This is a genomic window from Tepidicaulis sp. (genome assembly GCF_965222285.1).
GTDB lineage: Bacteria > Pseudomonadota > Alphaproteobacteria > Parvibaculales > Parvibaculaceae > Tepidicaulis.
Genome location: NZ_OZ244942.1, coordinates 1,213,135 through 1,236,422, shown reverse-complemented (window position 1 = coordinate 1,236,422; position 23,288 = coordinate 1,213,135). Strand labels below are relative to the sequence as shown.

The 23,288-nt window shown below is 59.3% G+C and carries 22 protein-coding genes, 1 tRNA gene and 1 pseudogene; 11 read left to right on the top strand and 13 right to left on the bottom strand.

Features of this window, described 5'->3' with window-relative positions; all coding sequences use genetic code 11:
• Positions 1–85 precede the first annotated feature (85 nt).
• The 3 genes from istA to ACOQOT_RS05790 all read left to right on the top strand — a co-directional run bounded on the left by istA (position 86) and on the right by ACOQOT_RS05790 (position 2,940).
• Entirely contained in the window at positions 86–1,612 is a 1,527-nt protein-coding gene (istA, locus tag ACOQOT_RS05800) for an IS21 family transposase (protein ID WP_121881979.1), read from the top strand.
• Positions 1,602–2,393, top strand: a complete 792-nt coding sequence (gene istB / locus ACOQOT_RS05795; RefSeq protein ID WP_121881981.1) for an IS21-like element helper ATPase IstB — start codon at positions 1,602–1,604, stop codon at positions 2,391–2,393. Before istA ends, istB begins: the two co-directional genes overlap by 11 nt.
• A gap of 277 nt (positions 2,394–2,670) precedes the next feature.
• Positions 2,671–2,940, top strand: coding sequence for a helix-turn-helix transcriptional regulator (locus ACOQOT_RS05790; RefSeq protein ID WP_099503730.1), 270 nt, complete (start codon positions 2,671–2,673; stop codon positions 2,938–2,940).
• Here the strand turns inward: ACOQOT_RS05790 and ACOQOT_RS05785 are convergent.
• The 7 genes from ACOQOT_RS05785 to ACOQOT_RS05755 all read right to left on the bottom strand — a co-directional run bounded on the left by ACOQOT_RS05785 (position 2,930) and on the right by ACOQOT_RS05755 (position 11,436).
• A complete protein-coding gene (locus tag ACOQOT_RS05785) occupies positions 2,930–4,186 on the bottom strand; it encodes a tyrosine-type recombinase/integrase (RefSeq protein ID WP_099503732.1) in 1,257 nt (418 codons plus the stop codon). The genes ACOQOT_RS05790 and ACOQOT_RS05785 overlap by 11 nt on opposite strands.
• 318 nt (positions 4,187–4,504) lie before the next feature.
• Positions 4,505–6,052 (bottom strand): glutamine-hydrolyzing GMP synthase, encoded by a 1,548-nt coding sequence (gene guaA / locus ACOQOT_RS05780; protein WP_420561420.1) that lies wholly within the window; start codon positions 6,050–6,052, stop codon positions 4,505–4,507.
• 20 nt (positions 6,053–6,072) lie between these two features.
• Entirely contained in the window at positions 6,073–6,597 is a 525-nt protein-coding gene (locus tag ACOQOT_RS05775; RefSeq protein ID WP_420561419.1) for a tetratricopeptide repeat protein, read from the bottom strand.
• Positions 6,598–6,661: 64 nt separating this feature from the next.
• A complete protein-coding gene (locus tag ACOQOT_RS05770; RefSeq protein WP_420561418.1) occupies positions 6,662–7,936 on the bottom strand; it encodes an RsmB/NOP family class I SAM-dependent RNA methyltransferase in 1,275 nt (424 codons plus the stop codon).
• A gap of 23 nt (positions 7,937–7,959) precedes the next feature.
• Positions 7,960–9,423: an IMP dehydrogenase gene (guaB, locus tag ACOQOT_RS05765; RefSeq protein WP_420561417.1), complete on the bottom strand. Its 1,464-nt coding sequence runs from the start codon at positions 9,421–9,423 to the stop codon at positions 7,960–7,962.
• 142 nt (positions 9,424–9,565) lie between these two features.
• The gene (locus tag ACOQOT_RS05760; protein ID WP_420561913.1) at positions 9,566–10,261 is read right to left on the bottom strand and encodes an RlmE family RNA methyltransferase; all 696 of its coding nucleotides are present in this window, start codon (positions 10,259–10,261) and stop codon (positions 9,566–9,568) included.
• Between the two features lie 71 nt (positions 10,262–10,332).
• A complete protein-coding gene (locus tag ACOQOT_RS05755) occupies positions 10,333–11,436 on the bottom strand; it encodes a Ppx/GppA phosphatase family protein (protein WP_420561416.1) in 1,104 nt (367 codons plus the stop codon).
• Between the two features lie 487 nt (positions 11,437–11,923).
• Here ACOQOT_RS05755 and ACOQOT_RS05750 point away from each other — a divergent pair, with 487 nt between their 5' ends.
• From ACOQOT_RS05750 to ACOQOT_RS05730, 5 genes and pseudogenes are all read left to right on the top strand, one after another.
• Positions 11,924–13,390, top strand: coding sequence for an NfeD family protein (locus ACOQOT_RS05750; RefSeq protein WP_420561912.1), 1,467 nt, complete (start codon positions 11,924–11,926; stop codon positions 13,388–13,390).
• 22 nt (positions 13,391–13,412) lie between these two features.
• Positions 13,413–14,183 carry a slipin family protein gene (locus tag ACOQOT_RS05745; RefSeq protein ID WP_420561415.1) on the top strand — a complete coding sequence of 257 codons (771 nt, stop codon included), beginning with the start codon at positions 13,413–13,415 and terminating at the stop codon, positions 14,181–14,183.
• A 186-nt stretch (positions 14,184–14,369) separates the two neighbouring features.
• Positions 14,370–14,443: transfer RNA gene (locus tag ACOQOT_RS05740), tRNA-Gln, on the top strand.
• A gap of 98 nt (positions 14,444–14,541) precedes the next feature.
• Positions 14,542–14,655: pseudogene (locus ACOQOT_RS05735) on the top strand (DUF6538 domain-containing protein); the annotation flags it as partial.
• Between the two features lie 78 nt (positions 14,656–14,733).
• Complete coding sequence (locus tag ACOQOT_RS05730) at positions 14,734–16,452, top strand: site-specific integrase (protein ID WP_420561911.1); 1,719 nt, start codon at positions 14,734–14,736, stop codon at positions 16,450–16,452.
• Here ACOQOT_RS05730 and ACOQOT_RS05725 read toward each other — a convergent pair.
• From ACOQOT_RS05725 to ACOQOT_RS05715, 3 genes are all read right to left on the bottom strand, one after another.
• Positions 16,449–17,135, bottom strand: a complete 687-nt coding sequence (locus tag ACOQOT_RS05725) for a hypothetical protein (RefSeq protein WP_420561414.1) — start codon at positions 17,133–17,135, stop codon at positions 16,449–16,451. The two genes, ACOQOT_RS05730 and ACOQOT_RS05725, sit on opposite strands and share 4 nt — an antisense overlap.
• Positions 17,136–17,193: 58 nt before the next feature.
• Complete coding sequence (locus ACOQOT_RS05720; protein ID WP_420561413.1) at positions 17,194–18,306, bottom strand: plasmid recombination protein; 1,113 nt, start codon at positions 18,304–18,306, stop codon at positions 17,194–17,196.
• A gap of 219 nt (positions 18,307–18,525) precedes the next feature.
• Positions 18,526–19,587: an AAA family ATPase gene (locus tag ACOQOT_RS05715; protein WP_420561412.1), complete on the bottom strand. Its 1,062-nt coding sequence runs from the start codon at positions 19,585–19,587 to the stop codon at positions 18,526–18,528.
• A gap of 248 nt (positions 19,588–19,835) precedes the next feature.
• Here ACOQOT_RS05715 and ACOQOT_RS05710 point away from each other — a divergent pair, with 248 nt between their 5' ends.
• The 3 genes from ACOQOT_RS05710 (at position 19,836) to ACOQOT_RS05700 (ending at position 21,592) form a co-directional block, all read left to right on the top strand.
• Positions 19,836–20,321: a Pycsar system effector family protein gene (locus ACOQOT_RS05710; protein WP_420561411.1), complete on the top strand. Its 486-nt coding sequence runs from the start codon at positions 19,836–19,838 to the stop codon at positions 20,319–20,321.
• 9 nt (positions 20,322–20,330) lie between these two features.
• Positions 20,331–21,041 (top strand): adenylate/guanylate cyclase domain-containing protein, encoded by a 711-nt coding sequence (locus ACOQOT_RS05705; protein WP_420561410.1) that lies wholly within the window; start codon positions 20,331–20,333, stop codon positions 21,039–21,041.
• Between the two features lie 254 nt (positions 21,042–21,295).
• Entirely contained in the window at positions 21,296–21,592 is a 297-nt protein-coding gene (locus ACOQOT_RS05700) for a GIY-YIG nuclease family protein (protein WP_420561409.1), read from the top strand.
• A gap of 41 nt (positions 21,593–21,633) precedes the next feature.
• Here the strand turns inward: ACOQOT_RS05700 and ACOQOT_RS05695 are convergent, their stop codons facing one another.
• From ACOQOT_RS05695 to ACOQOT_RS05685, 3 genes are all read right to left on the bottom strand, one after another.
• Entirely contained in the window at positions 21,634–21,933 is a 300-nt protein-coding gene (locus ACOQOT_RS05695) for a hypothetical protein (protein ID WP_420561408.1), read from the bottom strand.
• Between the two features lie 71 nt (positions 21,934–22,004).
• The gene (locus tag ACOQOT_RS05690; protein ID WP_420561407.1) at positions 22,005–22,652 is read right to left on the bottom strand and encodes a cytochrome P460 family protein; all 648 of its coding nucleotides are present in this window, start codon (positions 22,650–22,652) and stop codon (positions 22,005–22,007) included.
• A gap of 55 nt (positions 22,653–22,707) precedes the next feature.
• Positions 22,708–23,277: a carboxymuconolactone decarboxylase family protein gene (locus ACOQOT_RS05685; protein WP_420561406.1), complete on the bottom strand. Its 570-nt coding sequence runs from the start codon at positions 23,275–23,277 to the stop codon at positions 22,708–22,710.
• Between the last annotated feature and the right edge of the window lie 11 nt (positions 23,278–23,288).

Sequence of the window (23,288 nt, the reverse complement as noted above, 5' to 3'; positions counted from 1 at the left end):
TATTGGGGGATTTTTCCACTGAGATTTGACCCATGTTTGAACGCTATCCTGCTCGTTTTGGGCAGGAGATTGAGGAGTGTTGGACATGGCGTTTTTGAGCGTTATCCGGCGCTGGCATTTCCGGGATGGTTTTTCGATCCGGGAGATAGCACGGCGCACGGGTCTGTCCCGGAATACCATTCGCAAATATCTTCGGTCCGATACGGTTGAGCCGAAGTTCAAAGTGCCCGAGCGGCCGAGCAAGATCGATCCTTTTGCCGAGAAGCTATCGGGCTGGCTGAAGGCTGAGAGCCGCAAACCGCGCAAGCAGCGGCGCACAGTCAAGCAGATCCATGCCGATCTGGTCAGCCTTGGCTTTAAAGGTTCCTATGGTCGGGTGGCGGTTTTTGCCCGGCGCTGGAAAGAGGATCTCCAGCGCCAGCAGAACACCACCGGCCGCGGCGTGTTCGTTCCCCTGGCCTTTGAGCCTGGAGAAGCTTTCCAGTTCGATTGGAGTGAGGACTGGGCGCTGATCGGGGGCGAGCGGGTCAAGCTGCAAGCGGCCCATACCAAGCTCTGCTACAGCCGGGCCTTTGTGGTAAGGGCCTATCTGCTCCAGACCCACGAGATGCTGTTCGACGCCCACAATCATGCCTTCCGCGTGCTGGGCGGCGTGCCCCGGCGCGGCATCTACGACAATATGCGCACGGCCGTGGACAAGGTTGGCCGTGGCAAGGCCCGGCAGGTCAATGCCCGGTTCTCGGCCATGGCCAGTCACTTTGTGTTCGAGCCCGAGTTCTGCAATCCGGCCGCCGGCTGGGAGAAGGGGTTGGTGGAAAAGAACGTGCAAGATGCCCGGCACCGGCTTTTCCAGCCCATTCCGCACGCGAACTCGCTTGAGGAGTTGAATATCTGGCTCGAGCATCGGTGCAAGAGCTTGTGGGAGGAGACCTCTCACGGCGTTGAACCGGGCACCATTGCTGATGCCTGGCGGGTCGAGACCCAGTTCCTGATGGCTGTGCCAAGGCCCTTTGACGGGTTTGTCGAACACACCAAGCGTGTTTCCCCAACGTGCCTGATCCACCTGGAACGCAATCGCTACAGCGTGCCGGCCTCTTTCGCCAACAGGCCGGTCAGCGTCAGAGTCTATCCGGCGCGCATCGTCGTTGTCGCCGAAGGACAGACGATCTGTGAGCACTTACGGATCATCGACCGCCATCATGGAACCGGGCATACTGTTTATGACTGGCGCCATTACCTAGCCGTGGTCCAGCGAAAGCCCGGTGCCCTGCGCAATGGTGCACCCTTTGCCGACATGCCCGATGGATTCCGGCAGTTGCAGCGCCATCTTCTGAGCAAACCCGGTGGCGATCGCGAGATGGTCGATATCCTGGCCCTGGTTCTCCACCATGATGAACAGGCCGTGCTCGCCGCGGTCGAGATGGCCCTTGAGGCCGGGGTGCCCACCAAGACCCATATTCTGAACCTGCTGCACAGACTGGTCGATGGCAAATCGACCGTGATCGCACCCGTCGAGGCACCACAAGCCCTTGTCCTGGGCAAGGAACCGCAGGCCAATGTGGAACGCTACGATACCCTGCGTGCGGACAAGGAGGTGCGCCATGCGTCATGATCCGGCAAGCGCAGCTCTGGTCATCATGCTCAAAAGCCTCAAGATGACAGGCATGGCCCAAGCGATCAGCGAGCTCACCGAACAGGGGTCTCCGGCCGTCCAGGCAGCCGTTCCGGTTCTCTCCCAGTTGCTCAAGGCCGAGATGGCCGAACGGGAGACAAGATCGATTGCCTATCAGCTCAAGGTGGCACGGTTTCCAACCTACAAGGACCTGGCCGGCTTCGATTTTGCCAGCAGTGAGATCAATGAGGCCCTGGTGCGCCAGCTTCATTCAGGGGCTTTCATCGACAAGACCGACAACGTGGTGTTGGTGGGCGGGCCGGGAACCGGCAAAACCCATATCGCCACAGCGCTGGGCATCCGGGCCATCGAGCATCACCGCAAGAGAGTGCGCTTCTTCTCGACCGTGGAACTGGTCAATGCGTTGGAACAGGAAAAGGCTCAAGGCAAGGCCGGACAGATTGCCAACCGGCTTGTCCATTCCGATCTGGTCATCCTCGACGAGCTTGGATACCTGCCCTTCAGCGCATCAGGAGGGGCATTGCTATTCCATCTGCTGAGCAAACTCTACGAGCGCACCAGTGTCATCATCACCACCAATCTCAGCTTTGCCGAATGGGCCAGCGTGTTTGGCGACGCCAAAATGACAACCGCGCTGCTCGATCGGCTCACCCATCACTGCCACATTCTCGAAACCGGAAACGACAGCTTCCGCTTCAGGAACAGCTCGGCCCAGGCCGCAAAAACCAAAAAAGGAGAAAGCACCGACTTGACCATCTAACCAAACCCAAATCATATCCACGAGGCGGGTCAATTCTCGGTGAAAATACCGGGTCAGATCTCAGCGGCAATCAACAGGCTGCTATTCCACGGATGACGGCGCTTCAAACAAGAACCCAAGGGTCAGCCGACACTCCTAGATGGCACTTGCCCGTTGAGACGGCCCGTCCGATGTGCACGCTATAGCCCGATATTACCGCATCCCTTCACGCGGCGGCTTCAAATCGGAAGATCTATCGCCTTCTATCTCCACAAGAGTAAAGAAGTGGAGATACGGTATGAGCGTTGCGCCGCATGTCGCCCGCAGGACAATTCGCCGGCATCAGCTACGAGAGATCGTGCCGCTTGCCGACAGCACAATCTACGACATGGAGCAGCGAGGAGAATTCCCGCAGCGCTTCTATCTCACCTCGCGTTGCGTCGTCTGGGATCTGGCAGAAGTCGAAGCTTGGCTTGACGCTCGACGCCGTGCCTCTCGGGCCAATGCTATCGAACGCGCTCCAAGCCCCGACGTGAGATTGCGCCGCTCTCGGCCTGTCAAACACTAGGCTCGAGCTCAAGCAGCTCCATCGTGGCCGGGAGCAGGGTCGGCACATACTTCCGACCCGCGACCCAAGCGTCCACCAGGTTGGACCACTCCTGCATCATATGCCGGCGCTGGTGCTCATACTCCGCCTTGTTGTAGACGCCACGCGAGGACCGTCCGTCCTCATGCGCCAAGCACTTCTCGATCCAGTCGCTGTTGAAGCCGAGTTCGTTCAACAAAGTGGACCCGGTGCGTCGAAGATCGTGAACAGTGAAGGGCTCAAGTGGCAGCCCCTCCTTTTTCGCTCTAGCGACCACGGCGGTCGTGATCCGGTTGAACGTCGCCCGCGACATTGGCGCGTCAGCGTCATATCGCGACGGAAGGACATAGCGCGAATTGCCGGCGCAGGTTTTCAACGCGATGAAGATGTCGATGGCCTGCTGAGACAGGTAGACGTTGTGTGCCTTCGACCGCTTCATTCTTTCCTTGGGTATCGACCAGACGGCGTTCTCAAAATCGACCTCATCCCAGGTGGCATCCTGGAGCTCGCTCTTCCTGACCATCGTCAGGAGGAAAAGCTTCATTCCCAACCGTATGGTCGGCAGTGTCGGCACATGCTCAAGCTGACCGAGCATGACGCGGATCTCCGCGGGCGATAGGGACCGATCCTTCGGCACGAAGGTCGCGATGGACGCAGGCCCAACCTCATCCGCTGGGTTGGCGACCTTCTCGCCATGCAGGATGGCGAATGCAAAGATCAGCTTCACGATATCGCGCACATGGACGGCCGTGGCTGGAGCGCCGCGATCCTTCACTTTCCCACACATCATACGGAGATCGTCCGGCGTGATCTCCGTTAGGAGCCTGTTTCGGAATGTCGGCAGAATGTCGCGCTCGTAGATGGAGCGCCGCATAGCCCGCGTGCTGTCCGCCATGCGCGACTCCTGGAACCACTTTTCGCCGAACTCGCCGAATCGCTTCGCCTCCTTCAGTCGCCGCTTGTCATGCTGCTTCTCTTGAGCAGGCGACCGCCCCTCTGAAATGGCCCGCTTCGCATCGATCAGCTTCTCGCGAGCCCTGGCAAGTGAGAGGCCGTCAGGGCCATATCGGCCGAGCGTCAGCGTCTCGCGCCGTCCGTTGAGTCGATAGTCGTACCGAAACACGATCGCCCCGGACGGCTGGACCACGACATACATACCGTCACGGTCACTCACCTTGTACAATTTCTTCTGTGCTTTCAGCGCCTTAATCGCTGTGTCCGTGAGCATGGAGACCTCCAAATCTGTCCAAAAACAGCAGAGAGGCACCGATTATACCGTCAGCCCAAAACTGGGGTCACTGAAAGTGAATTTCATTCGCTCTTTCAATGCCTTAAGGCCAAAAACTATACCGTCAGCAGCTCTCTTGGCCATGACGGTATAGCGAAATCTCTAACCGAACAAGTTCCCCCATACCGTCCACTATACCGTCAAACCGGAGCACTGTCCCTCGATAGATGGCGATAGACGATGACAGTTTTATCTTTGTCATTCAGATACTTATGCCGTACCCTGGCGTACAATCGGATACTGCCGGAGGGGCAAAAATCATTCCCACTCAATCGTCCCGGGAGGTTTCGAGGTCACGTCATAGACGACGCGGTTGATGCCGCGCACTTCGTTGATGATGCGCGTCGAAACCCGGCCGAGGAAATCGTGGGCGAAGGGGAAATAGTCGGCGGTCATGCCGTCCGTCGAGGTGACGGCGCGCAGGGCGCAGACATAATCGTAAGTGCGCCCATCGCCCATCACGCCCACGGTGCGCACCGGCAAGAGCACGGCAAAGGCCTGCCAGATTTCATCGTAAAGCCCCGCCTTGCGGATTTCATCGAGATAGACCGCATCGGCCTTCTGCAGAATGGCGACTTTCTCCCGCGTGATCTCGCCGGGAATGCGGATGGCAAGACCGGGGCCGGGAAACGGATGGCGGCCGACAAATTCTTCCGGCAGGCCAAGCTCACGGCCGAGCGCGCGCACTTCGTCTTTGAAGAGCTCGCGTAAAGGTTCGACGAGCTTCATGTTCATGCGCTCCGGCAGCCCGCCCACATTGTGGTGGCTCTTGATTGTCACGGACGGCCCGCCGGTGAAGGAGACGCTTTCGATCACATCCGGATAGAGCGTGCCTTGAGCGAGGAAATCCGCCCCGCCGATTTTCTTTGCTTCTTCTTCGAAGACGTCGATGAAGGTCGCGCCGATAATCTTGCGCTTTTGTTCCGGGTCGCTCACCCCTTCCAACTTGCCAAGGAAAAGGTCCGAGGCATCGGCATGAACGAGGGGAATGTTGTAATGGTCGCGGAAGAGCGTGACGACCTGTTCCGCTTCCCCGGCGCGCATGACGCCGGTATCGACGAACACGCATTGCAGCTGATCGCCCAGCGCTTCATGCAGCAGCACGGCAACAACGGAGGAATCCACCCCGCCCGAGAGCCCGCAAATGACGCGCCCGCTGCCCACCTGCTCGCGCACCTTGCGGATTTCGGTTTCCTTGAAGGCGGCCATCGTCCAGTCGCCCACGCAGCCTGCGATCTTGTGTGTGAAGTTTTTCAGGATCTCCGCGCCGCGCGGCGTGTGCATCACTTCGGGGTGAAACTGCACGCCGTAGAACCTCTTCTCGTCATTGGCGATGGCGGCGAAAGGCGCGCCGCTTGAAACGGCAACGGCCTTGAAGCCCGGCGGCAGCGCCACCACCCGGTCGCCATGGCTCATCCAGACAGGTTCGATATCGCCCTTTTTAAAGAGCCCGTCGAAAAGCGCGCACTCATCGACAATCTCGATGGTCGCCCGTCCGAATTCCTGATGGTCGTGCCCTTCCACCTTGCCGCCGAGCTGGGCGCACATGGTCTGCTCGCCGTAGCAGATGCCGAGCACCGGAATGCCCGCCTCGAACACCGCCTGGGGCGCGCGGGGCGTGTCCTCCGCCGTCACGCTGGCCGGGCCGCCGGAGAGGATCACCGCTTTCGGCGCGAATTCCTTGAAGACTTCCTCGGCCTTGTTGAAAGGCACGATCTCGCTGTAAACGCCGCTTTCGCGCACGCGCCGCGCGATGAGCTGGGTTACCTGGCTGCCAAAATCGATAATGAGAATACGGTCGGTCATGAGGTCTCTTCTTGGACGGATCAGGGCGCCTTGCCGGCTCCATGGGTTTCAAGCACCTTTTGGGTTTCAAGCGCCTTGGCAAGCGCGGCGCGCTGCGGACAGGTGCTGCAGGTCTTCTTCAAACGGTCGAGCTTTTTGCGGGCGGCTTCCTCCCGGCCCTGCTGAAGATCGAGAAGGCCCGACCAATAAAGCGCGGCAGGATTGGTGGGATCGATTTCGAGGGCAGAGGTGAAATGGCGCTCGGCGCGGGCCGTCTCGCCGACCTCGTTTTCCGCCCGGGCGAGATGTGCATAGGCATCGGCGCTGGCCGGGTTCTGCACGATCGCCCGTTCATACCAGCCGCGTGCCTCGGCGATGCGCCCGGCATCTTCCGCCGCCTGGCCTTTGTCGAGGAAAAGCGCGGATTTCGCGCTGTCCGCCGCGGCCAGCCCCGCCCCCAACCCGAAGACGAGAAAACCGGCAAAAAGCCAGGAGAGAGCGCCTTTCAGGCCGAAGGAATCGCCAATCCGGGAAAAGGGGGAGGAAAAGATGCGCATGGCAGTCATTGACCACCCCGCGCGGCCCGCGTCAAGAGGCAAGGCAGGCTGCCTCTTTCTGCTTCCCGGGCCTTCATAAGCGCCGCCCCAGCAAAGCGGCGAAAAACCCGTCCGTGCCTGTGGAGGCAGGGGAAAGGCGCAAATAGTCGCTCTTCCCGGGCGCGGGCACCGGCCAGCCTTCGGGCAATTGCAAACGCCAGTCCACTACCTCGAATTCATCGTGAGCGGCAAGAAAGCGCGCGATCTGGTCTTCGTTTTCTTCCCGGAAAAACGAGCAGGTCACATAGATAAGCGCCCCGCCCGGCCGCACGATGGGCGCGGCCTCTTCCAATATCTCCCGCTGGATGCGCCCATAAGTCTCAAGCTCTTCCGGGGTGAGGCGCCAGCGCGCCTCGGGCTGGCGCCGCCAGGTGCCGGTGCCCGAGCAGGGCACGTCGAGCAGCACCCGGTCGGCGCGCGCCTCCATGCCGCTCAGGCCGCCCGGCTCATGCACCTTGGTGGTGATGTTATAAAGCCCGGCGCGTTTTGCCCGCTCCTTCAGCCGGGCAAGACGGCGGCCATCGACATCGCAAGCGAGAATCTCCCCCTCGCCCGCCATCATCGCGCCCATGGCGAGCGTTTTGCCGCCCGCGCCCGCGCAATAATCGACGATCCGCTCGCCGGGCCGCGCGCCCACCAAAGCGCTGACCAATTGCGAGCCTTCATCCTGAATTTCCGCCGCCCCTTCGCGGATGGCGCCCACTGCGCGCAGACGCCGGGGCGAGGCAAGGCGAATCCCCCAGGGCGACCAGTAAGTCGGCTGCGCCTCGATGCCTTCTTCCCCAAGTTCCTGGAGCAGGCCGTCGCGGCTGGTTTTAAGAAGATTGGCGCGCAGGTCCACCGGCGCCGGCCGGTTCAAGGCGGCAAGCTCTTCTTCCACGCGCCCCGGAAAAGCCGCCTCGAAACGTTCATCGAGCCAGGCCGGATAATTCAGCCGCACCCAGCGCGGATCCTCGCCCGAGGCAGGCTGCAAGGCGTCAAGCTTGGCTTCCTCCGCCTCGCTCAAGGCGCCCGGCGCATATTTGCCGTCGCTCGCCAGGGCTCGGATATCGGCGCAAGGCAGTGCGTCCAGAAGTTTAAGAGAGGCAAGCACCCGCTCGCGCGGGTTTGCGCCGGGCCAGCGCGCGTCGATCAGCGCGCGTGCGCGCATCACATCATAGACACGGGCGGAGATTGCCGCCCGGTCCTTGGAGCCTGCATAACGGTGCCCCTTTGCCCAGCGCTCCAGAGCCCGGTCGAGGGGAAGGCGCGTTGCTTCCGCCTCGTCCAAAATCTCTATGGCTGCCGCAAGCCGGGCACCGGGTGTCATGCGTGATCCGCTTTCGGCTGGGGTTACTGCGTGCCCTGATAGTTCGGCGCTTCGCGGGTGATGGTCACGTCATGGACATGGCTTTCGCGCAAGGAAGCCGGGGAAATCTTCACGAATTCCGCATTGGCCTGGAAGTCCTTGATCGTCGCCGCGCCCGTATAGCCCATGGCAGCGCGCAGGCCGCCGACAAGCTGGTGCAACACCGCGCCCACCGGGCCTTTGTAAGGCACCTGGCCTTCGATGCCTTCCGGCACGAGCTTCAGCGTGTCTTTAACGTCCTGCTGGAAATAACGGTCCGCCGAGCCGATCGCCATGGCGCCCACCGAGCCCATGCCGCGATAGGCTTTATAGGTCCGGCCCTGATAGAGGATCACTTCGCCGGGGCTTTCATCCGTGCCCGCAAAAAGCGAGCCGAGCATGGCGCATTCCGCGCCGCCCGCAATCGCCTTGGCCAAATCACCGGAGAACTTGATGCCGCCATCGGCGATCACCGGAATATCGGCTTTGCGCGCTTCTTCTACGCAGTCGATGATGGCTGTGAGCTGCGGCACGCCGACACCGGCGACAATGCGCGTGGTGCAGATCGAGCCCGGACCGATGCCGACTTTGATGCCGTCCGCGCCTGCATCGATCAGCGCCTTCGTTGCGCCCGCCGTTGCCACATTGCCGGCAATGACCTGAATGGAATTCGACTGTTTCTTGATGCGTTCCACCGCTTCTGCCACGCGGATGGAGTGGCCGTGGGCGGTATCGACGATGATAAGGTCGACGCCCGCATCGATCAGCGCTTCTGAGCGGTAGAACCCATCGTCGCCCACGCTCGTTGCCGCGGCAACGCGCAAGCGGCCCTGCTCGTCCTTGCAGGCATTGGGGTGAAGCTGGGCCTTTTCGATGTCCTTCACCGTGATCAGCCCGACGCAGCGGTAGGCCTCATCGACAACCAGAAGCTTTTCGATCCGGTGTTTGTGCAAAAGCCGCTTGGCTTCGTCCTGGGAAACCCCGTCCTCGCGCACGGTGACGAGATTTTCTTTCGTCATCAGATTACGCACCGGCTCGCGGGGATTGTCGGCAAAACGCACATCGCGGTTCGTCAGAATACCGATCAATTTTCCCGAGCCCGGCTCGACTACCGGAATGCCGGAAATATTGTAGCGGTCCATCAGCGCCAGCGCGTCGGACAGCGTATCGTCCGGCCCGATCGTGACGGGGTTTACCACCATGCCGGATTCGAATTTTTTCACCTGACGGACGTTTTCCGCCTGCTGCTCGGGGGTCATATTCCGGTGCAGAACGCCAAGACCGCCGGCCTGCGCCATGGCGATTGCCATGGAGGCTTCCGTCACCGTGTCCATGGCGGCGGAAATGAGCGGAATCCCCAATTGGATGGATTTCGTCAGACGGGTTTTGGTGCTGACTTCGCCGGGCAGCACGCTGGATGCGGCCGGCTGAAGAAGAACGTCGTCGAAGGTAAGGGCTTCTCTAAACATGTCGCCAACCTCAACCTTTCAAAAGGAATGTTGGCGCTGGTTCTTAACACCGTCGGGGGAGAAAGCAAAGCGAAGAGATGGTCACAATTGACGCATGCTCCCTTGCATTTATGTGAAAAGCGAAAAGAGGCTCTTTTCCGCCTCAATCGGCCTCTTCCTCGCCATTTACCGCTTCTTCTTCCCCGCGCCTGCCGCGGAACCCCGTCGCCAGCACATAGACTTCCGCCGAATCGGCGCGGCTCGCCTTGGGTTTGACGTGTCGCACCGTGGTGAAGTCGCGCTTCAGATCTTCCAGAAGTTCACGTTCCGTGCCTCCCTGCAGCACTTTGGCGCAAAAGACCCCGCCTTCGGCCAGCACATCGCGGGCGAACCAGGCCGCCGCCTCGCAGAGCGCCATGATCTTCATATGGTCGGTCTTGCGGTGCCCGGTGGAGGACGCCGCCATGTCGGAGAGAACGACATCCGCCTCCCCGCCCAGCAGCTCCTTCAGCGTCTCATCCGCGCCCTCTTCCATGAAATCGAGCTGCAGCAGCGTCGTGCCGGCAATGCTCTCCATTTCCTGCAAATCGATGCCGATGACCCGGCCGCGTCCCTCCTGGGCTTTGACGCGCGGCACGGCGATCTGGCACCAGCCGCCTGGCGCCGCCCCAAGATCCACCACTCGGGCGCCCGGTTTGAGGAAACGGTATTTGTCGTCGATTTCCTGCAGCTTATAGGCTGCGCGGGAGCGGAAGCCGTCGCGTTTGGCCGCCTGCACATAAGGGTCGTTGAGCTGGCGCTCCAGCCAGCGGGCAGAGGAAATCGTGCGCCCGCGCGCCGTCTTGACGCGGACATGCATCTCACGGTTGCCGCCCGTACCGGCTTTGCCGCCTTTCGATTTCCCGGATTTTCCGCCGGACTTGACCACGCCTATTCTCCTGTTTCCGGCTGGCTGCCCGCATTCGCTGGGCCGGCCGATACTTTCTTGCGCCGCCCGCGCCGGCGCCGCCGCTTGCGCTTGCGTTTAGGGGCATCTTCCATCATCAGCGAAAAGAGAATGCCTTCCCGGAGGCCCCTGTCGGCCACTCTTAGCCGGTCGGCGGGCCAGGCGTCCAGAATGGCTTCGAGAATGGCGCAGCCAGCCAGCACCAGGTCCGCCCGCTCACGGCCCACACAGGCATGGGCGGCGCGCTCTTCAAAGCTCATGTCCAGCAATTGCCGCGTGACGCTGCTCACCGAGTGCGGCTCCACCCAGGCCCCGTCCACCCGGTTGCGGTCATAGCGTTTCAGGCCCATTTGGACGCCTGCAATGGTCGTCACGGTGCCCGACGTGCCGAGCAGGTGAAAGCCGCGCTCTTTCAGCTCCGGCATCGGTTCGCGGGAGCGGAATTCGGTCAACTCCTCGCCGACATACTCCACCATGCGGGCATAAATATCGGGCGTTACGTCCACCCCGCCGAAACGCTCAGCCAGCGTGACGACGCCGCAGGGCAGCGAGGTCCAGTCCTCGATCACCGCGCGGCCCCTGGTCGAGCGGCGCACCCAGATCAGCTCCGTGCTGCCGCCGCCAATATCGAAGACAAGCGCCGCCCCGCATTCCGGGTCGAGCAGCGGCGCGCAGCCGGAAACGGCAAGGCGGGCTTCATCCTGCGGGGTGACGACATCGAGCTTCAGCCCCGTCTCCCGCTCCACCCGCTCGATGAAGGCGGCGCCATTCGCGGCCTTGCGGCAGGCTTCCGTGGCAATGGTGCGGGCTCTCGTGACGCCGCGCCGCTCCATTTTTTCCGCGCAGATTTTCAGGGCTTCAAGCGCCCGGTCCATCGCCCCTTGCGAGAGCTCACCGGTATGCGCCAGCCCCTCGCCGAGCCGCACAATGCGCGAGAAGGCATCGATCACCCGGTAGCCGCTGCGGCCCTTCTTGGCAACGAGAAGGCGGCAATTATTCGTGCCGAGATCGAGCGCGCCGTAAACCGGCGGCTCGCTGCCCGCGCCTTCTTCTTCGGCGCGCGCCTGCACGTCTTTGGCCGAGGGCAAAGGCGTATTGTCGGTTTGCTGAAAGGAAGCTGCGCCGGAAGGAGAGACGGCGGCGCTTTCCGTCCGCCCGTCTACTTGACGCCCGTCTGAACTGCGCCCGTCCAGCGCTTCCCGCCGGGCCGCGTTTTTGCGGCCGCCGCGTCTGCGCCGTCTTTTTTTACGCGGCCTCTCACCGCTCTTCCCGGCCCCATCGGCATCTTGCCGCTCCGGTTCCGGAGAGTGCGGCAGGTCCGCGGCAGGGTTTTCTTGGCGGTTATCCCCGCCAGACCCCGGCTCACCCGCCTGGTGCACGTTATTTCAGACCCGGGAGGCGCTGCCCTCAAGCTGTGCCGAAAACCGCACCCCGCGCCGGGCTCCCAATTTGAAAGTTGAGATCACTCTATCACCGAAGCCGGAGGGAAGGAACCGTTACGGCATCCCGCCGCCCATTCCGGCCGCCACAAAGACGGCCATGGCAAGGGCCGCCTTTAGCGCCTATATTTTTCTTATGGATCGCTATCAAACGCGCACCGGATGGAACCGCGTTCCCGGGCCGGCAGCCCGGCTGGCCGGTTTCTTTTTGCTTTTTGCAGGACTGCTTCTTGCCATTACCGGCAATGCCTTCTCGCAGGAGGAAGAGCGCGCGCCGCAAGCGGGCCTTGCGCTCGTTCTGACCATTAACGGGGCCATCGGCCCGGCCAGTGCCGATTACATCATCTCCGGCCTCGAGGAAGCCCGGGACCGGGGCGCCAAAGCAATCATTATTCAAATGGACACGCCCGGCGGGCTCGACACCTCGATGCGCGACATGATCCGCGCCATTCTCGCCTCGCCCGTGCCGGTTCTCACCTATGTCAGCCCCAGCGGCGCGCGGGCGGCGAGCGCTGGCACCTATATCCTTTATGCCAGCCATATCGCGGCCATGGCGCCCGGCACCAATCTCGGCGCGGCAACGCCCGTCTCGATCGGCGGGGGCGGCCTCCCGCTTCCCGGCGGCGGCCAGCCCGACAAAGAGCCCGGCAAAGACCCGCAAGAGGCACAGAAGGAAGAAGACGCCGCCGCAGGCGATCCGATGAAAGCCAAGATGGTCAATGACGCCGTCGCCTATATCCGCTCGCTTGCCGAGATGCGCGGGCGGAACGGGGAATGGGCGGAAAAAGCCGTGCGCGAAGCAGCGAGCCTTTCGGCGGATGCAGCCTTTTCCAAGAACGTGATCGACATCAAGGCGCGCAGCCTTACCGATCTTCTGGATCAGGCCCATGGGCGCACCGTGCGCCTTGGCGAGCGCGAGGCGGTGCTCGACACGCAGAACCTGACGCCCGAAACCCTCGACCCCGATTGGCGCCATGAGCTGCTCGCCACGATCACCAGCCCCAATGTGGCGCTCATTCTCATGATGATCGGCATTTACGGGATCATTTTCGAATTCATGAACCCCGGCGCGATCTATCCGGGCACGATCGGCGCCATCTCGCTCTTTCTCGCGCTTTATGCCTTTGCAGCGCTGCCCATCAATATTGTCGGTATAGGGCTCATCCTGCTCGGCATCGCGCTGATCGGCGCGGAGGCGGTTTCCCCTTCCTTCGGCGCGCTCGGCATTGGCGGCACCATAGCCGTTGTGCTCGGCGCGACGATCCTGATCGATACGGACGCACCCGGCTTTGCCATTTCCTGGCAGGTGCTCGCAGGCATCGCGGTGACGACGCTCGGCTTTACCTATCTGGCCGCCCATCTTGCCGTCACCTCTCACCGGCGCAAGGTCGTGACGGGCCAAGAGGAAATGATCGGCGCGCATGCCACCGTCACGGATTGGGACGGAGAGAGCGGCCATGTTCACACCCATGGCGAGCGCTGGCGCGCGCGGGGGCCTGCCGCCCTCAAAGCCGGCGATCCTGTCATCATCGAAGCGTTGGACGGGCTGACCTTGCAGGTTGCGCCCGCCACATCCGAAAACGGGTCCGGTCAAGCCCGCTGACACACGCAGACGGAGGAACCCCATGTTTGGAAATGTCGCTTTCTACCTGCCGATTATTCTTATCGGCATTCTCTTTCTTGCCTCCGCGATCAAGGTGCTGCGCGAATATGAGCGCGGCGTCGTTTTCACGCTCGGGCGTTACACCAGCACCAAGGGGCCGGGCCTCATCATCCTGATCCCCGTCATCCAGCAGATCGTGCGGGTGGACTTGCGCACGCGGGTGCTGGACGTGCCGACCCAGGACGTCATCTCTCACGACAACGTTTCGGTGCGCGTCAACGCGGTGATTTATTTCCGCGTGCTCGACCCGGAAAAATCCATCATCCAGGTCGAAGATTTCATGCAGGCGACAAGCGAGCTCGCGCAAACCACCTTGCGCTCCGTGCTCGGCAAGCACGAGCTCGACGAGATGCTCTCCGAGCGCGACAAGCTCAATGCAGATATTCAGGGCATTCTCGACACCCAGACCGACGCCTGGGGCATCAAGGTCGCCAATGTCGAAATCAAGCATGTGGATATCGACGAGAGCATGATCCGCGCCATCGCCCGCCAGGCGGAGGCCGAACGCGAGCGGCGCGCCAAGATCATCAATGCCGAAGGCGAGCAGCAGGCCGCCCAGAAACTGCTGGAGGCCGCCGAGATCCTCGCCCGCCAGCCCGAAGCCATGCAGCTGCGTTATCTGGGCACGCTGAACACCATTGCGGGCGAGAAAAACTCCACCATCGTTTTCCCCTTCCCCGTGGAAGTCGGCAAAATGCTGGCCCGCTTCGATGAGGACACCAAGAAGGACTGAAACCGGCCTCTTAAGGCCTTTTTAAACCGGGGATATTAGACAAAAGACCTGCGCGGGCTTGCTTGGGGCAGCCTCGCAAGTTCTTGCGCGGATTAAGTGCCGGCCAGCGTTTTCCAAGGTTTGACAGGGTTAAAACGCTTCGGTATAAGCCGCAGAACTTTCCGCTTCCGGGCTCGGCCCGGCTGGTGGGGGATCGTCTAATGGTAGGACAGCGGACTCTGACTCCGCCAGTCTAGGTTCGAATCCTAGTCCCCCAGCCATTTCCTCTCAAATCATTGAAAGACAAAGGCTTTTCGGATCAACCGTCCGGTTGTGTCACGCAGGTGCGACACACACCGGCCAGAATTCGAGGCCGAACATGCCAACTCGCCACCTCCACCTCATGCGGAGACGAGCTATTTACTATTGGCGTGGCAGACTCCCTGAGCCGCTGCGGCGCGTGCTCGGGCGATCTCATCTCGTCTGGTCCCTCCGGACTCCCGATCCACGACTTGCCCGACACCGGGCCAAAGCGTTCACAGCGGCGATCGACAGTTTCGGAGTTTCGCTGATGAATGCCCCCTCCAAGTTCCACCCGACAAAACTACAAGTCCGCCTCGCGCTCGAATCCATCTTCAATACGATACTGCGTGAGGGTGAGGAGGAGCGGGACAAATACCCCTATGGGCAATCGAGGTTTGATCCACACCCCGACGACTACAAGCCAGACATAGAAGACCCTTCGAGCGATTCCTATTCGGAGGAAGAAACTGAAGCACTACGGCGCTATGATGACCGAAAATCCTCTGACCCCGGCATATGGGAATCCGTGTGGGCGACACTTGCGGAGAAAAATTATCACGAAAGAGCGTTTCAGTTCCTCTCTCCTGAACTGGCGAAGCAAGGCATCAAGGTCGATGAAGAAGACCCCGTTTTCATCCGTATCGCCCGTGATGCAACGCGTGTAATCGCAAGCGCCTACAAGATCAATTATGAACGATGGCAGGGAGTTTATAATTCAAAGCAAGCGCTCCCCAGCTTCATAGATCAGAAATATCCGCTCAACATGCCTCTCGTCCGGGCATGGACTTCTGACCTTCGAAGAGACGAAGCGGACTTCCTCTCAAAGACGATTGAAGAAGTCTGCGCGGACTTCAGCAAGCTGCGACAAAAGAACGGCGCTGGCCCGAAGACCCTTCGAGACGATGAAATGGCGCGTCGATATTTCACCGATCTCATCGGGAATCCTCTGATGCAAGACCTCACCCCCGAAATGGCCGAACAGTTTCCGGCTGCGTTGCTGCGTGTGCCCCGATACTACGGGCGAGGTATATACGCCAAACTTGCACCGAGCGAAGCCATCAAACGGGCAGACGAACTAGAAAAGATCGTGGAGGAATCCGGGCCGATTGCCTGGCCTATCGCATTCCACGGCCGGGTGCTTACAGAGAAGGAAGCAAAGGAACGGTGCGAACGCATGCGCCGCAAAACAGCAAACAAGCATCTGACTTTTTTTACCAGCCTCTGGCGCTCAAGCCTTGTTCCGCGAAGCCTTCGCACAATGAACCCCTTTGAGGGCACTCTATACCGGAAAAGCGCAATTAATGATGAAACGGCCAAGCGCGGGACGCGGGAGCCCTTCACTCAATCTGACCTTGATGCGCTTTTCTCGTCACCAGTTTGGAGCGGGTGTCGAAGTGAGCGATTCCGCTCGCAACCTGGAACGGTTGTTTTGAAAGATTGGAAATACTGGTGCCCTCTCATCGCCTACTATACCGGCATGAGGCGGGAGGAAGTAGCCCGGCTGAGAAGCGATGACTTCGACATTCTTGAGGGGATTTGGTTTTTGACGATCCGTCCCTCACACGACCGTCGCCTAAAAACGAAAGCCTCGATAAGAGATGTTCCGGTCCACTCCGGCCTGATAGCTCTAGGCCTGCAAGAGTTGGTGGAATCTCGGTCTACGCCGGGACCGCTGTTTCCTGAACTGCGCGCCACCGGGGCTTACAAGGAGCACGGCGAACAGCTTGGGAAATGGTTCAGAGAATACAGGCGGAAATGTGGCCTTTATGATCCCCATAAGGACTTTCATAGCTTTCGCCATACATTCATCAAGCGACTCCGCGACAGCGGCGCTCCAACGGACCTTATCGGTCTGATCGTCGGGCATGAAGACGGAAGCATCACCGGCAGCGTTTATGGGAAGCAAGTGTCTATGACACAGCGAAAGGCAATTGTGGAACTACTTCCTGATCTCAACTTACGAGCCATCCAAGCTACAACCGTCTAGAAACTTAAATTGTCAATGTTATGTCGAATGAATGTGGTCAACTGCATCGCTTCCTGGAATCCCATAAGCGAGCCCTCATCATCTATATTATAACGATAGGGCCATTCCACTCTTCGCACCACAACACGCTTTCCGGCACGAAGCTGCGGGATGATTGATGAGGCTTTCACACACCCCTCTTTGTCTGTGGAGATTGCCTCATTAGAATCCACACGGATAGCTCCTGTCATTCCCGGGAAATCATGCCCCATAATGCATACATAATGAGGGTTTCCGGCATCAGTGAATGTTATGAACAGCCTGTTATCCGAATTATAAAAGCTACACCTGCGTTTATCGTCAATTTTATCACGAGAGCAATCTATGGACCACCTTTCCTCCGAAGTCAGCTCTCCAATCCCTCCCGATCCATCGGGGTAAATTGTATATCTTCGGCCACCGGGGGAACGCCCCTCTCTATAGTTACCCGAACGCCCTCTAAGTATTGTTTCCCCCACTTGCCATGCACCTTGGGCGGTATGAGTTGTCACTGGCTTGTCTTGAATGGGCTCGTCAGGCCGCCAAACATATTCACTTGGCTTTTTATCTTGAAGACCTGTAGGCCCAAAGGGATTGAGGTTTGGTTTCGAGCAGGCTGTAATAAGCATACTGGTCAGAAAAACAAAAATCAGTGTGCGGGTCATTGAGATCGCGCCCCCTCAAATTGCACATCTAAAGCGTTTATCATCCTATGCTTTATTATCATCGTTCAAGACCAGAGTTTCGCCGCGTCCGTTCCTCACCACCACTACCAAAGTGTGGCGGCATGAGAAACTGACGGAGGCGCGCCCAAGATTCTGGCGCAACACCATTTGGACGCCCCATACCCAACAAGGCTTGGCGGCATCGCTCGGCTCCTTTGACTATAAACCCGATCAGATGGAATACCGCTCCTTGCGCGATTTCCGCGTCGCGCTTCGCACGAGCGTAACTTTTCTCCATTTCCCTTAGAGACCGCTTGAGACCATCGGCTTCCTTCTTGATCGCAACCAACTCTCTATGCCGCGCTTCGTTTTGTCCTTCGAGAATCGCCGCACGGCGCTTTGCTTCTTTCGCTCCCAACGCTATCACGCGCAACTGTTCAAGCTCCGCAAGCTCCATTTCCACCTTTGCCATCGTCTCGGCCCTCCGCTTCGCGTCGCGCTTCTCAGCGTTATACGCTCCCCGGGAGAGACGGCGACGCTTCGGCCCCTCCCGCAAATGTCCGTGGAACAGGCCTACCCGCTCATGAAAGTCGTTCTGAAGGCCCCGCATTGCCTCACAATAGGCGCGATTGGCCTCCTTGGTGCCCTTTCCGTCCCCCTTCGCCACATCACGGGCTGCGATCCCGGGATGCACAGCGTCAAGGCCAATCCGCCGATCCGGCGTGAGATCGGGCACAACGAAAAAGTGCAGATGCGGGAACGCTTCGTCTTCATGCCGCACGACAGCAGCCAAGTTTTCTCCAAAGCGTCCCCGCAACCAAGCGAGGGTCCTCTCTTCCCATCGCTCGAAATCGCCCCGCTTGATTTTGTCGAGTTCAGCCATCGGGACGGGATAACTCGCAACACCCGCAAGCATCACCGGCGAATCTTTGCGGAGTCGCCGCCCCTTCGCGTCCCGCGCTTCCTTCGCGTTCCTCTCCACGGCGTTCTCGATCATGAACAGCGGCACACCGAGAACACGGCGGGGCGGCTTCGGGTTTTCGACATGAGGACAGGCATCCGGGCGTCTCTCCGCCTCAGCCAGAACCTCAGCCACGGACCAGCGTTTTCCCGCGGCTTTCTTCGGCGCTGCCCGCGCAACGGTGTCGATATGAAGAAACTGGAACGCCATTCCCTGCCCCTTTTGTTTGGAACAGAGATGGGGAGCAGCAGCGGCATGGCCCAACGGCCCTTAAGCTTTTTGCAAGGTGTGAAATATAGCGACCGACTATGTTTGTTCGCCTGCCCATGGGGGCGCTCACAAACCGTCGGCCCTGCGGGGCGATGCTGCGCGGTGCGCAGCAGGCGGCCCGAAGCCGCCGCCTCTAAGGCGGCAGCATTCCGCCCATCTTTAGGTTGCAACACAGCGTCCCGTTGCGCTGTCCTGCAGGACAAGACCGTCCTTTATAAGGCGGCTGGCTACTTCCCGCGCCGTTGCCGGACGCTCAGGCCCAATCCCAGCGGCCTGCGCCTGCTTTCGCCACACTGCAGATTCCAGCCCCGTCGGTCCTGCCTTCTTGAGAATCTCCAACATTTTGCGGGCATTGGGTGAGGGGCCGCCGCGCCCCGGCGGTGGCGCCGTGGTTTGGTCCAGGTCCTGCGCCCCGACAATGGCGCGAGCCGTGATCGTATCGCCTTCGTCATTCTCGCCACATTCGAATTGCTCACATTCAATGCGAATCGCCACAGGCGCGCCGTCCTTTTGCTTGTCCGTGGTCAAGATGAGCTCGTTCGGCTCATCGCCTTTCTGCAAACATAGGATGGTGTCGAAGGCCCCAAGTAGAACCGAACTTCCGCGCGGACCGTTCCCATCCTTGCCGGAATGATGAACTACGAGACCATGCGCCTGACACTCACGGACGATGCGAGACATGTTGTCGACAAACTCGACCATTTCCGGTTGGCGGTTCTCATCCCCATAGAAGCACCGGGCAAGTGTGTCGATGATCAGAAGACGACATTTGATGCCACTTCGATTTTCAAGCTCCCGTATTTTGCGTGCCAGGTTATCCACCGACTCAGTGTTACGCATATTGACGGGTTCTTCGATGAAGACGAGCGGGAGGTCTTCAATCTCAATGCCTTTAGCCAGCGAAACGGCTTGAAGACGCGGCTTAAGACCGGATGCCCCTTCCGTGTGCACGAAGACAGTGAATCCCGACATCGTCCGGCGATTGAGGGTGTCTGTGCCTGCGGCGATGGAAATGGCCACCTCCAGAAGCAGGCCGGACTTGCCGACCCCGCCCGCGCCATAAAGCACGCTCATACCGGTTTCAGATAGAAGGTTCTCGATCAAGTCCCGCCGGTAGGGCCGGTCAAGAACCTGACGAATGGTCGTAAGGCCGAGCACGCTGGCTGCTTCCTGAAAGCTTGTGAAGGGCAAGGCATGGGGGCTGCAATCCAGAGGTTTCATGAGAGGATCTCCTTATTTATCCCCGGAGGCCGGAATGGCCGCCGGTAGAAACCCAGATGTCCTCTTGATGAGTTCAGCCAAATCGATCTGAGATCAGCATTAAGGGGCACTTAACATGCTGAAACTGGATCGCAGGCAGTCAGACGGACGGACGGCCCCCTTAAGGGGGCCGTCCGTCCGTCTGACTTGCGCCTAGCCTAGTCTTTTTCTTCCTTGTAAGTTCAAGCAGCAAAAACAGCGGGTTTAAGATGGAAGACGATCATATTTTCGACAGAGCTGAAAAAAACCTAGAGCGCATGCTCAATTGGGGTGTCCGTCACGACGCCCGCTCTTCCGTTCTCTTAGGCATAACAGCGGCAATGGCCGGTGGCCTTGGTGCCATCTTACCAAACATCGCTTGCTGGTCGCTATGGGCCTTTTTCCTCGTTGGCTCAAGTTATGCTTGCATTATTTACTCTGTGGTTCACTTAGCCCTCAGCCAATTTCCTCGAACCAACTCGCCCAACTCGTCTCTATTATATTTTGGAACAATCTCTAAGCGGAATATCCGGGAGTTCGAACGCTTACTTAGGGAACAAACTCAAGATGAATATCTTCATGACCTGAGCTGCCAAATCCACGAAAACGCCGTCCTTCTTGACAAGAAGTTCTCTCACACAAAACACGCAATGATTTCTCTGTTTGTAAGCCTACCGTTCTGGACTCTTTCCATAATGTTACTTTCTTCTCTCTAGGAATCATCCATGGCTTATGTAGACATCCTTAAAAATGATGTGGACACCGTTTTCGGAACTAAGTTCGAGTCAAGAGACGGACAAAAAATTCCAAATACCGATGATGTAAAACTCTCTGGCGGTGCTGTTCGCGTGGACGCTGCCTTTCTCTACGCAGACCTAGCCGGATCATCAAAACTCGCTCAAATGTGCCCCTGGACTACAACAGCCAAAATCATTCGAGCCTACCTTGCATGTGCAACACGCCTTATAAGAGCATACGATGGTGAAATCCGCAGCTTTGATGGGGATCGTGTCATGGGTGTGTTCATGGGCAAGACGCCTTGCACCGATGCCGTGATGTGTGCGCGGGAAATCGATTGGTGCAACCACAACATAATTCGACCAAAAGCGACATCTCACTTCAAATCCATTGCAGACAACGACATCACAATCAAACATTGCGTAGGCGTAGATTATGGTGAAGCAAGAGCAGTTCGCGCAGGGATAAGAAACAACAACGATCTTATATGGATTGGGACGGCCCCAAGCCTTGCCGCCAAGTTGTCGGACATCCGAGAGCACCCATACGAAGTGTATGTATCTTCCAAAGTCTATAATCGGATGCTCAGCAGTCAGAAAACAGACTCATCGGGCGGAAATATATGGGAAAAGAGAACCTTCACCTACGCGGGGGCAGACAAGTCTGTTTACAGAACAAAAACTCCTCTACGTCCCTAATATGGAGCCGCCACGACAATCAGTTTTTCTTGCTTCTCTGCGCCACAAAAATGTGCCAAAAACTGAATATAGTTTCATTAAGCCTTTGTTTTAATTGATAACTTGAATTGTCGAGGGAATCCTAGTCCCCCAGCCATCCGTCTTCGCTAATTTGCCTTCCTCACAGTCAGACCACAATGCTGCCTCGCGCTGGCGTTCTTGAGGTCACGCGGCATATTCTGTGTGGAGGCAACACCACAACACCCCGCACAGGCATGAGCGTGAAGCGCTGGTATCTTTATATTCTCGAATGCGAAGGCGAGCGGCTTTACACCGGCATCAGTACCGATGTGGAAAGCCGTTTTGAGGCGCATGTAAAAGGCACCGGCGCGAAGTTCACCCGCGCCTTCAAACCGCTTGCCATTCTCTACCGTGAGGAACACGGCGACCGGGCGAGCGCCAGCGCCGCCGAGGCGCGGATTAAAACCTTGAGCGCGGCGGAAAAACGCGCGCTGATAGCCGCCGCGCAACGTCCTGCCCGTAAACGCTCCCCGCCAAGAAAAAGGCCGTGAAACGCGTTCACGGCCTTTCTTACGCGACTTGAAATCGGCGCTTAGCTTTTCTGGTAGTTCGAAGCAGGTTTGCCTGCGCCGAAGCCGCCATTGCCGCCTTCGATCATGCGACCGCCCTGCGTGCCGGACTTGCCGTAATTGTTCAGATCAATATCGGCGCTCATCTTGTCCATCGTGTCGCCGGCGGGCGCGGCCATTTTGTCCGCACCGTCATGCATCATCATGCCGCCAACCGGCACAGTTTCCTGGCCATGACGGCGGCTCGATTCAGCCAGTGCCGGCTGGGCCGCAGCCACAGCAAAGAGGCCGAGCGCGAAAAGGGAAGCAGATTTCTTCAACATAGTCTCACCATTTGGTTCGGGGGGAGTGCGGGCGGCGCCACCACGGGCCGCCCGCTGCCGCCTGAGACGCCTTAGCGCTTCAGGACGGGATAGCCTTGTGTGTAGATCAGGTCGGTAGCGCGGGCCGGTTCATGGCAGGTCAGGCAGTCCTGCTTGTAATCGACCGTCACGGATTTCGTGCGCTCGTCGCCTTCATAGAAAGCCCAGCCCCAGCCGTCGCCCCAGAGCGGGGATTTGCCGGCATTGGCGTTCTCGCCGTCCTTGATCATGATGAAGCGGCCGGCCAGTTCATTGGCATAGCTTGCCGTGCCCGTGGTCAGGAATTCCGTCTTCGCGGCGAAGACGTCCTTGATCAGCACTGCGCCATCGGGGAAGACGCCGTTCTTGCGGAACGCTTCGACATGTTCCGGCTCGGCATAAACGACATGCATTTCTTTCGCGCCGTCTTCCGGCTCATCGGCCAGCACGGAATAAGAACCGAGCACCGTCCAGTTCTTGCGGTAGTCGACATCCGGGATATGCAGCGCCGCATCAACGCCGGTCAGTTCATGCGCACCGCTCGCCGCAGAGGTTTCCATCGTTTCAGCTTCCATGGTCTCCGCTTCCATCGTGTCGGCAGCAGCCACCTGATAGGGCGCTTCGGTAACCTGCGACGCGTAAGCGGCAAGCGCGAAAGAGCCCGCCACGAAGAGCACGCCCAGTCCAATTGTCTTATTCATATGCCTCATCCTTTCGTTCGTTTTCTGCCAGCCGGGGCGGCATGCCCCGCCCGCGTCAGCCCACCCGGGCGGGTGTCGGCTTGATCCATGCGTGCGGCTGAAACGCGTCATTGAGCGGCGTTTCGGCCATGTGGTTCGTGTAATTGCTCATCAGCTTCAGGGCCGCGCCGAGCAGAATCTCCAGGACGTGCTGTTTCGTGTAGCCCATCTCCATAAAGGCCTCGATTTCGCTGTCATCGACCCAGCCCCGGCTGCGCACGACGATGCGTGTGAAAAGCCTGAGCGCCTCCAGCTTGTCGTCGCCAAGCGGTGCACCGACGCGCAGCGCCTGAATGATCTCCTCTTCCATGCCCTCGCCTTGCGCGACATAGCTGTCACCGGCCATGCAGAAGTCACAGTCGTTTTCATAATTCACCGACAAGAGAACGATCTTGCGCTCCAAAGGCGTGAAGCTTGTGCGCTCGAACACTTCCGAGAGTTTCAAATACCCTTCAAGCAGCGCCGGCGCTTCGGCTTGAATGCCGAGCATGTTGGGAATAAACCCGAAATGCGCCTCAACCTGCTTCAGCCGCTCCTTGGCGCCTTCCGGTGCCGTTTCCGGCGTGTGAATTTTAAAATCCGCCATGTCGCCCCACC